Consider the following 14,599-nt stretch of genomic DNA (forward strand, 5'->3'; position numbering starts at 1 on the left):
CTGCTATGAGCCACGCAATATCTTCTCCATCTTCCTACCCTTTGCCAATTCATCTACCAGCTTATCTAAATACCTTACCTGCTGCGTTAAAGTATTGGTAATATCTTCCACACGGTAACCACATATTACACCCGTAATAAGCTGCGCATTTTTATTAATAGTAGCCTGCTTAAAGAATTGTTCGAACGTTGCTTTTTTATTAATCAGGTCTTGTAGTTGCTTATTATTAAAACCCGTTAACCATGTTATCACTTCATGTAGCTCTTCTTTTGTCCTTCCCTTCTTCTCTACTTTTGTCAGGTATAATGGATAAACTGAAGCAAATATCATTTTTGCCATACGCTCATCATGTGTTGCGGTTGTGTTCATAGCTTATTTTACTTCTACTAACAAAAGTATTGGATTATTTGAAATCACAAAAACTTTTCATGCTTACTCACCTAAGGTTGGTGAGGACATCAGCCTTGGGCAAACATTCAGGAACATACCCTGCGTTTGTTACTATCGACCAAACTTCAGTTTTAGTGCGTTAAAGATGTATATATCAGTAAAAGAACCAAGCCCATGAAGCCGGCAATAAGAAATGAAGCAGTAAAGGCCCATTTGTTCTTTTTCTTATAAAAGTAAATGGCTGCAATAGCACTTACAAGGCCAACCACTACCATGAATCCAAGTATTTGTAATAATGTTTTAACTGCTCCCATTTGGTCGGCAAATGCCAATGCAGGTAAGGCGAGTATCGTTAGTAGTGCTACTATTTTTTTCTTGTTGTATTGGTTTAGCATAGCGGGGGTATATTTGTTTATCGCTACCTCACAAATGTTATGCCAACGCTTGTTTATTATCCGCTGCTGGTGCGAGCGTCCCGCTCGTTCCCTAAAATGCAAACACTGCACTTGGACAATATTCTTAAAAAAGTTTATCATTGCATGGTATGCAACAAAGCAATTCTATTTATAAACTAACTGCACTGTGGGCCTTTACCGAATGTAGCCTGGGTGGCTTAATGCACCTATTTAAAATACCTTTTACCGGGTTTTTTGTAGGTGGCTTTGCCGTTATTATGATTGGATTAATTGCTTACTTCAGTAAACAAAACTTCCGAACCATTTTACAAGCTACTATATTGGTAATATTGGTAAAAGCTGCCGTTAGCCCCCAATCGCCACCACCCGCTTACTTTGCCGTATTATTCCAGGGCTTTTTTGGTGCTGTTATATTTGGAGGCATGGGCTTTAACAGGTTTAGTGCTATGCTGTTTGGTGCAGTTGCCATGGTTGAATCGAGCCTGCAAATGATTATAAGCAAAACTATATTTTATGGCATGGACTTTTGGAAAGCCATTGATTTATTATTTCAAAACATTTTAAAAGACTTTGGCTTGAGCACTACCCTTTCGTTTAGCTTTTGGTTGATATTTTTATACGTATTGTTATATGCCCTTTGGGGTTTACTGCTTGGCTTTTGGTGCAGTCAATTACCTTTTAAACTAACGGATAAATGGGAGTTGATTACACCCCGATTACAGGCAATACATAACACAGCCATACCAACGCCCAAACAAGGCCCTTACCGAAAGCTAAAATGGTTAGGCGTAGTTTTTACCTTATTGTTTATTATAACTGTTTTATTGATGAATGGTGAACAGATAGGCAAAGCGTGGTTTATTGTTTTGCGTACCATTCTGGTTGTTTCTATATTGTATTTTGTAGTAGCACCTCTTATTCAATATATCATTAAAAGATTTTCGGCCGACAGGCAAACACAAATAAATGCCATAGTAAATGACCTGCCCGCCATTAAACAAACTGCTTTACTGGCTTATACATTGGCAAGCGAAAACAAAAAAGGATTGGCTAAATACCGCGAGTTTGTTTGGATACTGATTACTTTAACCCTCTACCATGAAGACTAATATTTATATAGTAAGCAAGGCTATACAAACGGGTAAAACAACGGCTCTTCTTCAGTGGTGTAAAGAACAAAGCAATGTAGCCGGTGTATTAACACCTGATGTAGATGGTAGCCGCAAACTATATGATATTAAGCAAAAGCAAACCTTTGATTTTGAAACCAAGGAGACCTTGCCTGCAAATGAAATTACACCCATTGGTCGCTTTCATTTTTTAACCGAAGGTTTTAAGCAGGCACAACAAATAATACATGCCGGTGTTGGCAGCGAGTATTTGGTCATTGATGAAATTGGCCGCTTGGAGTTAAACGAAGGCAAAGGATTAGAACCAAGCTTAGGGCAGGTTATAAAGCAATATGTTTCAAAAGCAGTAAGTGGTAATTTGGTATTGGTTATCCGCGATTATTTATTGGAAGCTTGTATGGAGAAATATAGTTTATACGATGCACAAATTATTCAATCACCGGAAGAAATAAACAAGCAAAATGAATTGATTGGTTTGGTATTATGCGGAGGCAAAAGCACCCGTATGCATACCGATAAAGCTTTTATAAACTATCACGAAAAGGAACAGGTTTATTATTTAGCTGACAAAATGAGGCTACTTTGTTCATCAGTTTTTATTGCTTGCAATGCTACCCAAAAAGAAAAGATAAGCGAGCACTACAAAACGATTTGCGATAGTGCGACTTTTGAAAACACAGGACCTATAGCTGCCATTCTAACCGCATTAGCGCACTATCCTACCCATTCGTTTCTAGTACTAGCTTGTGACTATCCACTGCTTACTTTAACTGATATTTTAAAACTTAAAAGTGCATTTCTAAGCACGCAAAAATCGGTTTCGTTTTATAATGATGAAACTGGTTTCAGGGAACCTTTATTGGCTATTTACCATGCGCATGATTTGCAAAAACTGTTATCGTTTTATGAAACTGGAAATACCAGCTTACAGCATTTTTTAAATGAAATAGATGCGGTAAAAGTAAAGCCAACTGATTTAAAGGCTATAAAAAGTATTGATACCAAACTGGAGTTTGATGAAATAAAATCCTTAATTACGCATAACTGATTATGACTAAACCTGCCGTTGCTCCTGCCCAAATTGTAAAAGTAAACAACCATGAATTTTTGCAAACCAATGATTTACTGGCGGTGGAAGAGCCTTTGGAAATACGTATTGGCTATGGACTTAAAACGCAGCGCGAGCAACGCAATATTTCAGTAACCATGCGCACACCCGGCCACGATTTTGAACTGGCTTTGGGTTTTTTGTTTACAGAAGGCATTATAGAAAGTAGCCAGCAAATTGCACAGATAAGGTATTGTACTGAGTTAAATACACAGGAGAATAATGAAAACATTGTAAGGGTTGAGCTGCACGAAGATGTAGTTATAGATTTTAGTAAACTGCAACGTAACTTCTACACTACTTCCAGTTGTGGTGTGTGTGGCAAAGCCAGTATTGATGCCATTAAAACCGTTTGCCAAAACCAAAATCCGGTATCCGATTTTAAGGTACATGAATCCATTATTTTATCGCTACCCGACCAGTTAAGAGCGCAACAAAATGTATTTGAATATACAGGAGGTTTACATGCTTGTGCTTTGTTTGATGTAAAGGGAACTATTAAACTGTTGCGTGAAGACGTAGGCCGCCACAATGCATTAGATAAGCTAATTGGTGCTATAGTGGGGCAAACCAATACAGAAAATTTGTTTGTGGATACTGTTTTGTTGCTCAGTGGCAGGGCTAGTTTTGAATTAATACAAAAAGCAGCTATGGCCGGTATACCCGTTATTTGCGCAGTAGGTGCGCCCAGCAGCTTAGCCGTAGCAACGGCAAAAGAATTTGGTATCACCTTAATTGGCTTTTTAAGAGATAAACGATTTAATATTTATACGAACGAACAAAGAATTTCGTTTTAGTATTACTTGGACATAATTAGATTTTATTAACAAAAAACCACATGAGCCTTTTACAGCTTATGTGGTTTTTGTTATTTAAAGTAGCTTACTACTTTTAGTTTATTTTTTAACAGGCACTAATTTAATAGCAAACAAACGGTTACTCGCAATGGAGTAATGGCCTGAACCGCTACCAAAAACATTTGGCAAGGTTGATAATATACCTCCATGTAAATAACCTACTACAGCACCATCAGCATGTTTTTTAATAAAATCATCATACTTAATTACACCATTTTTATGCATCAATGCTTCATCTAAAGTCCATATAAATTCCGACTCCGAACCATTGAAAGCAGTAGAACCTGCAGGATAAACAGAACCCTTAATAGTATCTGATTTATTAACAACAGGAGGTAAATAATAAGGAACCTTGGTTAAAGGGAACGAATCTGGTAACAAGTATTGTGCAAACTCATGTTTAGCATTAACTGCAAGCGTTGTAATCTGGTTAGAGAATGCAACGTGGTCAAACGGATTTTTTGTATTGATAGGTGTTATTGGTGCATTTTTTTCATCCAGCAATATCGCCTTGCCTGTTGGCTTGCCATTGTATATAGCATTGGTCATACCACCTAATAAAGTCGCATATGATTCTTTTTTCGACTCACTATGTACAGGCACTACCTGACAGGTATATACGTTTGAACGCATTACAAAATCTTCTTCTTTGGCTGCATCTTTGCTAATCCATACCGGTGAATCAAAATTGGTATTACCATTTTTAAATACACCTGCATAGTATATCATCATTTGCGAATTATCAGCAGGGTCTATCAATGCACTTAAGCTTCCATCGCGTCTGCGGTAATTTCCTGTAGATGAAGTATCCTGCTCTCCATCCCAACAAGTTTTGCAAACATCCACTTTACTTACTGTAAGTGTTTTGCCATCATCTTTATAAGTATATTTACGTATCTCGTGCGTATATAAATCGCCTCCGCTAAATGAGAAATCCCAGCCAAATACCAGGTAAACTGTTTTATCAATAATGTTTAACTCACCACCGGTAACAAGAAATGATGAATCAATGACCTGTCGGATTGAATTAGGTTTCATTTTCTCGCCTTTGCTTACTGCATTTACCAAATCGCCCAAATCAATAGCGGTAAAATAAGGTAAAGTGATAGGTTGTTGGGTCGGGGCATTTGCATTTAACATTTTAGCGCCTTTTACAAATTCAAAACCACCGTCTACATTGTTCGGGTTTTTAAGTTTGGTTTCTTTGTTAGCACCCAATAATCCGCCTATAATATACAGTACATTATTTTCGGTAAAGAATTGCGCATTGTTAGCGGTGAATTGTTCTTTGTTTTTAAATTCAATTTTACTGCTATGCATACTATCAACAGTCCATGTAAGCGGATCGCCCCAGCTTTTGGTGTCAATTACATAAATGTACTGGTTGGTACGCTTTTGTGAAAACTCGTACGGTTGCCCATGTAGTCCATTGGTACGGCCTCCTATCATAATTATCTTATCGCCATAAACAGCATGAGAGTAAGAATGTAAAGCGGGTAATTTAGGATTAACAAACTCCTCTATCTGAACAGTATAAGGAGGTTCGGGTGTCTTGGAGTCGCCTCCGTTTGAGGTGGTTGTGGGGTTGTTGCAAGCAAAAATGGTGGTAAGTAATGCTCCAACATAAAGGGTAATTTTCTTCATAGTATTTTATGTTTTTAGGTAAAACAATAATACTCTTTTATTTGAATTATCAAATTACCGCTTTGTTAACGATGAAGGACCATTGCAAGGCTTATAGTCCAATAGTTATCGGACTTCGCTTGAACTGACGACATGTATGTTGGGTTTAAAAGACGTTGCATGCAACGTCTCTACGCCTGTAATGGTTTTACAGGCAACTATAATGATTGTAGAAACGCAATTAATGCTGTGCGGTCAGCTTTGCTTAGGTTTTTATAAGCCAATTTCGATTTTTCTGCCTCACCTCCATGCCATAAAATGGCTTCGCTTATGCTGCGTGCTCTGCCATCGTGTAAAAAGTTGTTGTGTCCATTAACCGTTTTACTTAACCCAATACCCCAAAGCGGAGCTGTTCTCCACTCGTTACCGCTTGCTTTGTTGTCTTGCCTGTGGTCGCTTAAATCATCGCCCATATCGTGTAGCAACAAATCAGTATAAGGAAAAATATGTTGGTTTGATACCTCAGGATAAATCACATCCGTTTGTGTAGTGTAATACGATTTGTGGCAGGCATTACAACCTACTTTATTAAATATCATTTTGCCTTGTTTTACCTCAGGCTTGTCAACATCTCTTCTGCCCGGTACAGCCAAGGTTTTAATATAATAAGCTACTGCAAATAATATACTATCGCTTAACTCTTGTTTTCCTTTTGAAAGTGCGTGTTGTGGCTGATCGATGCTGCTTTCTACCGGGAAAATAAAATTGGTAACACCCATGTCTTCATTGTAAGCCCCGGCTGATTGCTGAATAATAGACGGCATTCCTGCTTTCCAACCAAACCTGCCAATACTATATGTTTGGTTCATTACATCCCAAACCCAGTTTACTTTGCCCGAAATACCATCCTGGTTTAAGTCCATTTCATCAGCCTGCTTTTGTATATCGGCAGCACTAATGGCTTCCAATAAACCTAAACCGAATATGGGCGAAGCCATACGGGCTGAAACCAATACATTGGCCGGTAATGCAGTATAAGTATTGGTTAAAGTATAAACAGGTTTTCTTAACTGGTAAGTTTCGCCATCAGCATAAGCACCGTTAACGGTTGTGTATTGCACATCAACATTGGCTTCAACCTGTGCACCTAAAATAGCTCTTGGTTGTAGCTGTCCGCCAAACATAGGTGCGCCCATTGGCCCACCATGCGGATTGGTTCCTTCTATACTTAAACGCAGTAATAAGGAATTTAAATTTTCACCTGCTTCCGGTGCTTTTCCGCGCCCATCGCCTACATGGCATGAAGCGCACGAAACATTATTGTATAAAGGACCCAAACCATAGTTTAATTGGTTTGGGTCACTGTTAAATACGGCTTCAAAACCAGCATCACCCATTCCATGCAAAATACTTTTGTAGATAGGAAGCCCATTAAACTCTTGGCTATAGGCACCCGAACCACTGTTAAAAGCAGTTTGCACACCTCCTGAATACCATTCGTTTAATTCATCTTCGGTTAACGCCACGGCTTTTTTACAGGCCGAAAAAAAGTTGGTTAATCCTACTGATAAACTGACTAGTCCTATTACAATAAATAACTTCTTATGGGTCATTTGCTATCTTTTTATGCTAATTAGTTAGTGTGTAATTTCACTAAATCCATTAAATCTTCTTCTATTACTCCATGCAATGCACCAATCGCATCAATTGCATTTTGTACTTGAGTTGGTTGTTCTGAAATAGCTTTACCAAAAGGTACTGTAACATTTCCTAAAGCTGTTTTTGCAGCAGCAATGTGTTGTTTTATTTTAACGTCAAGCGATAGGCTATAAAAACGTACAAAATCTTCCATTCCTTTATCGTTACCGTTACCATAAGTACCTAAGTACATGTTTTCAACACTCTTAATATTGTTGGTAAAGTCAACCATTGAGTTTTTAGCAAATGGCGACTCTTCTAAACTTGCATCTTGTTTGGTAAATGGTTCTGACATTTTACCGTCAGCTACCTCTTCGCATATTTCAAACATAGCAGTTACAACTTGCTCGTATACTTCGCGTTGGTTTTTGTAAACACCGTTTGCGCTTGGATTGTTAAAATCAACACTGAAACCTGCAGCCCAACCGGTAGTAATACTGTTTGATAATGTTTTTAAGTTTTCAGCCAATGCCAACAAATAATCTTTTTGTTTGCCGGTAAAATCACTTGCTTTTTTATCGCCATTTTGGCCAAATAGTAAGTACTCAATCGGGTGGAAACCTCTTAATGCATCTTCCAATGTTTCAATATAAGCTGATGAGAAAGTGCTGTTGCTGGTTAAAACCGAATCCAACGACTGGTAATTAACCGGCCATGTATCAATACGAGGGTCAACATTTTCAGTAGCAACCGGTCCGAATAAAAAACCTTCTGATTGCTCCCATGCAGCACGCATAGTATACCAGCTGGTTCTGCATTTTACTAAATTAGCGTCAGTTCCATCAGCAATAAAAAGTTGAATATTGGTATATAATGAAACAGCTTCCTTATTCATGTCGGCATAAGTAGGTAGTATAACATTAGCGCTTAAGCTTGTTATAACGGAGCTTTTCATGGTAGCTTCTGTTACTGAGTTACCTGTAGCTGTTGACGAATCTTTACTACAAGCACCTAATGTAAGAGCAATTGCTCCTGCACCGATTAAAAATAATTGATTAAATGATTTCATGTTTTATTTTTTATAGGGTTATTATTATTTGATTGTTTTCTACACGTGTTTTAAATTGTTGCAAGGGCTCAATAGCAGGTTCTTTTTGCACATTGCCATCTAAATCAAAACTGCTGCCATGCGCTACGCAGAATAGACCTGTTTCCGTAGCTGATAGTATCTGATCCTGATGTGAACATTTCATGTATAAAGCTTTGTATTCTTCTTCTGTTTTTTTAACCAATAAAATATCAAAACTCATCCACGGTGCACTTACCACTAATACCTTTGACTGCATAAACTGGCTCACAGGTACGCTTATTTCTTTGCCTTTTGTTGCTTTATAAGTAGGTAAACTCTGGCACGACTCTAACATCGTTAGTATACTACCCCCCAGCAAAAGGCCTCCACAGGCTAAGCACGATTGTTTGATGAAATTTCGTCTTTGCATGTGTTACAATTGATTAAAAACTATAACCAAAACCTACGTTAATCTGATGATTACTTTTATAAAACGGCAACTGCGTGGCGTAAGGATTTACCACATACAACTGCGTGTTATAATTACCTGTTTCACTATAAATATAATCGGCTTTAAATACGATACCTCTTACCGGTTGGTAAGTAATACCACTTACCCAATATTGTTTTTCCTGAAAATTATCTTTTACTCCGTTTTCAGGTAATTTATTGTTTAGGTTCATGTATTCGTAACGACTAAATACTGACAGGTTTTTCTCCGTTTTCGGATTGAAATAATACAATACATTGTAAGCAGCCTCTACGTAAGAGCCCACCATTTGCGAAGGTGTATTAGATGCATAAGCCCTGTTTATTTTATCAGCGTCATATATATCAACTACGGTAGTCAATGCTTTTACACTTATTCCTTTATTGTGGTACTGTATGTTTGATTCTAACAATGAAATGGGGGTACCAAAAGCACCGTGGTCTAATTGCAAGCTATCTGATTCGCGTTTCGATAAACCGTTGGCTCCACCGTAATAACCCGAAACCTGAAACCTGAAATTGTGGAAATAATATAATAAAGCACCCGTTACAGCTACATTACCTGCTGTTGCCTGGCTGCCTTCAAACCTGCCTTCTCTAATACCCGAACCAAATGAAAAACCTTGTGCATTTAAGCCGTTTATAACCGCTACTGAATAGTTTAAGCCGGGTATGCTACGTGTTTGCCCATATAAGCCAATTCCTATTTCGCGCCACGTTGATGGGATAATTAATTGCTCTACAAAAGGCCTGTCGTTACCATTAAAAGTAGTAGGTAAATGGTTTTCGTTAATAGTACCTATTCGTGGAATAAACAAACCCGTAACCAAATACATATTGCGGTTCAGGTTGGTTTTAAGGAAAAGCTGCTCTAGTGATATTTCGCCAGATGCACCATTGGCTACTTTGGCATTTTCCAATTCTGTTTCGCTAAAAAAGCCAAATTGATCGTTGAATTTATGACCAAAAAACATAACGTTTCTGGTTATATTAGCCTCGCCTGTTCCAAAACGTAAATCATAAGCTACTTTGGCTTGTCCGTAGCCCGAAATAACGGTAGCATTGGTACCGGGAGTCAGGCCTGCGTTTAATGAATCTTCTTTGGTAATTATTTGAGCATTAGCCACAAAACAGCTAATTGCTACTATAAATAATAGTAGGTTTTTCATGCTGCAAATATGTTTATTTTTAATTAGTCTAAATAAGAATAATCCTAATATTTGTCAGAAAAATGAATGATGCTCGTCTGCTTTATGAAAATGCTTGATTTTAAAGGCTATTCGGCCATTTGTAAAATTAATAATAACAATAATTTAACGTATTGCAGCAATGCTTTTTTAAGAATGGTAAACTCTTGAAGCCACTATTTTACCCTCTTTTATAACCAATACCTCACCTACTCTCAAATCCTCTTCCCCGGGCGTTTGGCGAATGTATTCCATAAAAACCTGTTCGTCATCGGCAGTTAGTTTTATAACGTGGTAATACAATTCCGGAAGCCTCTCAAAAGCATCAGTCCACCATGCCCGCAGTGTTTCCTTTCCTTTTATTAAGCCATTGGTTTCCGGTTGACGCACTTTCAATTTAGGGCTATAATGCTCGGCTTCGTCACTATACAAAGCCAATAGTGCTTCTATATTATGGGTATTGAAAGCATGAAACCAAGCCAGCGCAATTTCTTTTAAATCAATGGGCATATTGTGGGTTTTTAAGTAAATGATTAAATAAAAAAAGCACGTTAACCGTGCTTTTTCTTTCTTTATTAATGTTGGTGGTCTGGACCAAATATATCTGTTTTATGACCAAAATGATGGGCAAATTCTCTTATCTCGTCAGCTATTTCTTTGTTATTGGTAGCACGCTCGTAAGTATCGCCTAAGGTTGATAAGGTTTGAAACATAAATAAATTCATTTCATCTACTTGCATTTCATTCGTCCAAAGGTCAATACGCATAGCATTTTGTTGTAAGCCATCAAACAACGAAAGCAATACCGCTTTAGCAGGTTGTTGCCCGTCAAAATCAGCATCATCAGCATCCCATTTAATCATGGTAGGCATGTTTTCTGCATCTATTTCTACATCTATTCTTATTTGCGATTTTTTCATTTTTTATAGTTAATATGTTGATTGGTTAATTTTAGGTTGAATTGTTAATTGCTTGAGTCATTTTCTTAAATCAAAAATCATAACTCAGCAATCACAAATCAAATATTAGCTGATTGCTTCTATCAAATCCTGTTTGGTTATAATATGTACCTGGTTCATTAAGTCTTTTACCAATACGGCTGCATTGTCTTTGGTAATCATACGCGATACATCTTCCATACTGCTTTGTGGGTTCACGAATGGAAATGGCGCACTCATTACTTCACTTACCAGTTTTTGTTTTAGTTCATGGTTTTCCAACAACATGCTAAACAAGGCCGCATCGTTTAAAGAACCTACAAACTCACCTGCTTCATTGGTAACCGGCAATTGAGAAATAAAGAATTTTTTCATCATTTGTACAGCCACGCCAACCGTATCAGTTGTTTTAGCAGTTACTAACTTTTGGTGTTTGTGGGTTTCTATTAAATTAATGGCTTTGGTTTGTTCGCTTAATAAAAAGCCTCTGTCACGCATCCAGTCATCGTTAAACATTTTACCTAAATAACGGGTTCCGTGGTCATGGAAAATAACCACTACCACATCGTCCTTGGTAAACATGTCTTTCATTTGTAATATACCTGCTAAGGCTGAACCTGCTGAATTACCTACAAAAATCCCTTCTTCGCGGGGAATTCTACGGGTCATCATGGCTGCATCTTTATCAGTTACTTTTTCAAAATGGTCAATTAAATCAAAATTTACATTGGCAGGTAAAAAGTCTTCACCTATACCTTCGGTTATGTATGGATAAATTTCATTCTTATCAAAAATACCTGTTTCCTTATATTTTTTAAATACCGAACCATAAGTATCAATACCCAATACTTTCACATTCGGGTTTTGTTCTTTTAAATATTTACCTGTTCCGCAAATGGTTCCACCTGTTCCCACACCTACTACCAAATGGGTAATTTTACCTTCGGTTTGTTCCCAAATTTCAGGGCCAGTTTGCTCGTAATGGGCTAATGAATTAGAAAGATTATCGTATTGGTTGGGTTTCCATGAATTGGGAACCTCGTTTATCAACCTGCTCGATACGGAGTAATAAGAACGGGGATCTTCCGGTTCTACATCGGTTGGGCAAACAATTACTTCTGCTCCAAATGCTTTTAAAGCATCTACTTTTTCTTTGCTTTGTTTATCGGTTGTAGTAAAAATACATTTATACCCTTTTATAACGGCAGCTATGGCTAAGCCCATACCCGTGTTTCCACTGGTTCCTTCTATAATAGTTCCGCCCGGTTTTAAACGACCATCGCGTTCGGCATCTTCTATCATTTTCAATGCCATTCTATCTTTTATACTGTTTCCCGGATTACCCGTTTCTATTTTGGCTAATACGGTACAAGGAAGGTCTTTTACTATACTATTTAGCTTTACCAAAGGCGTATTACCAATGGTTTCTAAAACATTGTTTTTCCACATGGCGGCAAACTTAGCAATACTATACTTGAATACAAAAAGAAAAGATAACATTCTGCTACAGGTTGAAACCCATAGCCATTGATTGGTTTTGTTTATTTGGTGGATTTTCTGTTCCCTCCAGATTTATCTGGAGGGTAGAATTTTTGCATATAAATAAGGCTTTAGCCAAATTACTCGTCTTTGATGATTTCAAAACCATATTTATCTATCATTTCCTTATATTCATCTTGGAAAACGGTTTTTCTATGGTGTTGTTCTTGCTTTTTAATATAGGCCCTTACTTTATCTAACATAGACAATGAAACAGAGGTAGCAAAATATTCATCTTGCCATTCAAATTTTTGTATTCCATCATTAATGGTATTGGGTAAATCAAACAATAATCCTTGTTTATTAATCCAAAAAGAAGACTCTCCTTTTATTAGCTGCATTACTTTTTGTATTGTTTGGTCAACACTTAATGATACCAAACAATGGCAATGGTCTGAATAGCCACTGATATGGTCTATAAAAATGCCTTTTTCTTTTGCATTCTCTTTTATGTGATTCCAAACTTTTACCCTGAGTTCTTTTGAATGTAGAAAAGGAATTCTGTTTTTGGTACTCCAAACAAAATGAATATATACTTTTACAAAAGGCATTGATATAATTGATTTATTGATGACATAAAATCATTTTATCCATTGGGTTAAAACCCTTTAACAATGATTTCTGCCTTTACGAAATAAATATATTTCTATTTTAATTCAATGAATTAAAACCATCTTTTCCGATGGGTTGAAACCCATCGCTATTGATTACCCCAATTTAGGTTCTACCAATAGAATCTCTTCTTTCTCTACAAACACCTGCCCGGGTTCGGCACCTTTGGGTTTGCGTACAAATTTTTTGGGTGTATAAATTACAGGCACCATCGCACTCCCTTTTGATTTACTGTAATAGGCTGCAATTTGTGCTGCGTAGGTAATTACATCGGTAGTAAAGGTGTTTTTGTTTTGGTGTTTAATAATTACATGGCTGCCGCTTACGCCTTTGGCATGTAGCCATAAATCGTTTTTATGCGCAATTTTCAAAGTCAGCTCATCGTTATTGGCGGCACTTTTCCCTACCAGTATTTTAAAGCCTTTATAAGTAAATACCCGATATTGCTCCCGTTGTTCCAGTTTACTTTTCTGTTTGCTAACAGGTAACTCAAATGCTTTTAAATCGCGCATGGTTTCAGCGGCTAATACAATAGCTAATTTCTCTTCGTTGGCTTGTACTTTTTCTTGTGCTTGTTTTATTTTATTGGCTAATAGCTGCTCTTCGTTTTTCTGGTTGCGGGCTTTTTTATAATAATATTGTGCATTCTCCTGCGGATTTAAATTAGCCTTCAGTTTAATTTGAATAGGTTCATTGGTGTAAAAATCCAAGGTGTTTAAATGCTCTGCTCCTTTTTGCATGGTATGCAAGTTAGCCATAATAATATGACCCAATTCTTCATTACGCGCATTGCTTTGTAAGTATTGTAACGCCTGAGTCGCATTTTGCGCAACAGGCCGCCAACGCTTCAACTCCCCTTCGCATTGTTGTTTTAGCTGATCGCGCTTTTGGGTAAAAAACCACTTGCCTAAATACTGCCTGCTAAACTCATTATAGACTTCTAAAAGGCTCTCACCAGTATACAAAACAGGCTTATCTGTTGCCTCATTTTGTAAAACAGGAAATCCTTTTTCATCTTGTACAATATAAAAAGAGTCGGATAAAACCGGTTGGTATTCGGCATTTTCTAATGCGGTAAATTGAGCAAGAGTAGCCTGCTTATCACTTTCTATTTGCGGCCTGAACAAGTCAGTTAATTGCTCCCCATCAAAAAGCAATACATTGGCTAAAGAGCCATACAATTTAAATACAAGGCTTTGGTTGTTTTTAAAAACAATGCGGAACGAGCGTTCATTCTCGTGTAAATAGATGCCTTCTACGGAAGCTTGCTTTAAACTTTCAAATAAAATATAAGTGGAACCTTTGCGCTCCATCGGGTAATCATAAAACTGAACAAAAAAGGTCCGCGCTTCAATAATCAGTTTTATACTTAACCATCGGTCTATTTGGTTAAACACCAAAACCAGCTCATTTTTATTCACACTGAAAGCATCATAAAACAAATAACCTTGCAAATGTTTTTGCAAGGTTAATCCTAATTGATGTATCAGTGGGTGTTTATGGTGCAATGTGATTTTGGTTTATTAGTTTATTGATTGATAAATATAATAATTTAGCATTTTGATGTTCGAGTTTCGCTATTCTAAAATCAAAAATCACACAC

15 protein-coding genes are annotated in these 14,599 nt (G+C 37.2%); 3 read left to right on the plus strand and 12 right to left on the minus strand.

The window, feature by feature from the left end:
• Window positions 1-3: 3 nt before the first annotated feature.
• Window positions 4-369 carry a DUF2200 domain-containing protein gene (locus V4538_12845; GenBank protein ID MES2381926.1) on the minus strand — a complete coding sequence of 122 codons (366 nt, stop codon included), beginning with the start codon at window positions 367-369 and terminating at the stop codon, window positions 4-6.
• A gap of 152 nt (window positions 370-521) precedes the next feature.
• On the minus strand, window positions 522-785 hold the full coding sequence (locus tag V4538_12850; protein MES2381927.1) for a hypothetical protein: 264 nt from the start codon (window positions 783-785) through the stop codon (window positions 522-524).
• Window positions 786-934: 149 nt separating this feature from the next.
• Here V4538_12850 and V4538_12855 point away from each other — a divergent pair, with 149 nt between their 5' ends.
• Genes V4538_12855 through fdhD form a run of 3 tightly spaced genes read left to right on the plus strand, consistent with a single transcriptional unit; the run spans window position 935 to window position 3,841 of the window.
• Window positions 935-1,915 carry a hypothetical protein gene (locus V4538_12855; protein ID MES2381928.1) on the plus strand — a complete coding sequence of 327 codons (981 nt, stop codon included), beginning with the start codon at window positions 935-937 and terminating at the stop codon, window positions 1,913-1,915.
• Window positions 1,905-2,984 (plus strand): NTP transferase domain-containing protein, encoded by a 1,080-nt coding sequence (locus V4538_12860; GenBank protein MES2381929.1) that lies wholly within the window; start codon window positions 1,905-1,907, stop codon window positions 2,982-2,984. The genes V4538_12855 and V4538_12860 overlap by 11 nt, the downstream gene beginning before the upstream one ends.
• 2 nt (window positions 2,985-2,986) lie before the next feature.
• On the plus strand, window positions 2,987-3,841 hold the full coding sequence (fdhD, locus tag V4538_12865; GenBank protein ID MES2381930.1) for a formate dehydrogenase accessory sulfurtransferase FdhD: 855 nt from the start codon (window positions 2,987-2,989) through the stop codon (window positions 3,839-3,841).
• A 99-nt stretch (window positions 3,842-3,940) separates the two neighbouring features.
• On the opposite strand, the gene V4538_12870 is transcribed toward fdhD, so the two are convergent.
• The 10 genes from V4538_12870 to V4538_12915 form a co-directional block, all read right to left on the minus strand.
• Window positions 3,941-5,545 carry a hypothetical protein gene (locus tag V4538_12870; protein MES2381931.1) on the minus strand — a complete coding sequence of 535 codons (1,605 nt, stop codon included), beginning with the start codon at window positions 5,543-5,545 and terminating at the stop codon, window positions 3,941-3,943.
• Between the two features lie 197 nt (window positions 5,546-5,742).
• Window positions 5,743-7,137, minus strand: a complete 1,395-nt coding sequence (locus V4538_12875; protein MES2381932.1) for a di-heme oxidoredictase family protein — start codon at window positions 7,135-7,137, stop codon at window positions 5,743-5,745.
• 20 nt (window positions 7,138-7,157) lie between these two features.
• Entirely contained in the window at window positions 7,158-8,231 is a 1,074-nt protein-coding gene (locus V4538_12880) for an imelysin family protein (protein MES2381933.1), read from the minus strand.
• A gap of 10 nt (window positions 8,232-8,241) precedes the next feature.
• Window positions 8,242-8,661 carry a Rieske (2Fe-2S) protein gene (locus tag V4538_12885; protein ID MES2381934.1) on the minus strand — a complete coding sequence of 140 codons (420 nt, stop codon included), beginning with the start codon at window positions 8,659-8,661 and terminating at the stop codon, window positions 8,242-8,244.
• Between the two features lie 13 nt (window positions 8,662-8,674).
• On the minus strand, window positions 8,675-9,889 hold the full coding sequence (locus tag V4538_12890) for a hypothetical protein (protein ID MES2381935.1): 1,215 nt from the start codon (window positions 9,887-9,889) through the stop codon (window positions 8,675-8,677).
• A 168-nt stretch (window positions 9,890-10,057) separates the two neighbouring features.
• Entirely contained in the window at window positions 10,058-10,417 is a 360-nt protein-coding gene (locus tag V4538_12895) for a nuclear transport factor 2 family protein (protein MES2381936.1), read from the minus strand.
• Window positions 10,418-10,482: 65 nt separating this feature from the next.
• The gene (gene gldC / locus V4538_12900; GenBank protein MES2381937.1) at window positions 10,483-10,827 is read right to left on the minus strand and encodes a gliding motility protein GldC; all 345 of its coding nucleotides are present in this window, start codon (window positions 10,825-10,827) and stop codon (window positions 10,483-10,485) included.
• Between the two features lie 105 nt (window positions 10,828-10,932).
• Entirely contained in the window at window positions 10,933-12,294 is a 1,362-nt protein-coding gene (locus tag V4538_12905; protein ID MES2381938.1) for a cystathionine beta-synthase, read from the minus strand.
• A 170-nt stretch (window positions 12,295-12,464) separates the two neighbouring features.
• Window positions 12,465-12,935: an IS200/IS605 family transposase gene (gene tnpA, locus V4538_12910; protein MES2381939.1), complete on the minus strand. Its 471-nt coding sequence runs from the start codon at window positions 12,933-12,935 to the stop codon at window positions 12,465-12,467.
• A 156-nt stretch (window positions 12,936-13,091) separates the two neighbouring features.
• On the minus strand, window positions 13,092-14,504 hold the full coding sequence (locus V4538_12915; protein MES2381940.1) for an NFACT RNA binding domain-containing protein: 1,413 nt from the start codon (window positions 14,502-14,504) through the stop codon (window positions 13,092-13,094).
• Window positions 14,505-14,599: the final 95 nt, after the last annotated feature.

It is taken from the genome of Bacteroidota bacterium (genome assembly GCA_040388375.1).
Lineage (GTDB): Bacteria > Bacteroidota > Bacteroidia > UKL13-3 > UKL13-3 > JAAFJM01.

What these genes read in the sequence shown, in the direction of transcription:
- V4538_12870 (MES2381931.1), bottom strand. Translation starts at nt 5,545, where the DNA reads ATGAAGAAAATTACCCTTTATGTTGGAGCATTACTTACCACCATTTTT.
- V4538_12845 (MES2381926.1), bottom strand. Translation starts at nt 369, where the DNA reads ATGAACACAACCGCAACACATGATGAGCGTATGGCAAAAATGATATTT.
- V4538_12850 (MES2381927.1), bottom strand. Translation starts at nt 785, where the DNA reads ATGCTAAACCAATACAACAAGAAAAAAATAGTAGCACTACTAACGATA.
- V4538_12890 (MES2381935.1), bottom strand. Translation starts at nt 9,889, where the DNA reads ATGAAAAACCTACTATTATTTATAGTAGCAATTAGCTGTTTTGTGGCT.
- V4538_12875 (MES2381932.1), bottom strand. Translation starts at nt 7,137, where the DNA reads ATGACCCATAAGAAGTTATTTATTGTAATAGGACTAGTCAGTTTATCA.
- tnpA (MES2381939.1), bottom strand. Translation starts at nt 12,935, where the DNA reads ATGCCTTTTGTAAAAGTATATATTCATTTTGTTTGGAGTACCAAAAAC.
- V4538_12895 (MES2381936.1), bottom strand. Translation starts at nt 10,417, where the DNA reads ATGCCCATTGATTTAAAAGAAATTGCGCTGGCTTGGTTTCATGCTTTC.
- fdhD (MES2381930.1), top strand. Translation starts at nt 2,987, where the DNA reads ATGACTAAACCTGCCGTTGCTCCTGCCCAAATTGTAAAAGTAAACAAC.
- gldC (MES2381937.1), bottom strand. Translation starts at nt 10,827, where the DNA reads ATGAAAAAATCGCAAATAAGAATAGATGTAGAAATAGATGCAGAAAAC.
- V4538_12905 (MES2381938.1), bottom strand. Translation starts at nt 12,294, where the DNA reads ATGTGGAAAAACAATGTTTTAGAAACCATTGGTAATACGCCTTTGGTA.
- V4538_12855 (MES2381928.1), top strand. Translation starts at nt 935, where the DNA reads ATGCAACAAAGCAATTCTATTTATAAACTAACTGCACTGTGGGCCTTT.
- V4538_12860 (MES2381929.1), top strand. Translation starts at nt 1,905, where the DNA reads ATGAAGACTAATATTTATATAGTAAGCAAGGCTATACAAACGGGTAAA.
- V4538_12885 (MES2381934.1), bottom strand. Translation starts at nt 8,661, where the DNA reads ATGCAAAGACGAAATTTCATCAAACAATCGTGCTTAGCCTGTGGAGGC.
- V4538_12880 (MES2381933.1), bottom strand. Translation starts at nt 8,231, where the DNA reads ATGAAATCATTTAATCAATTATTTTTAATCGGTGCAGGAGCAATTGCT.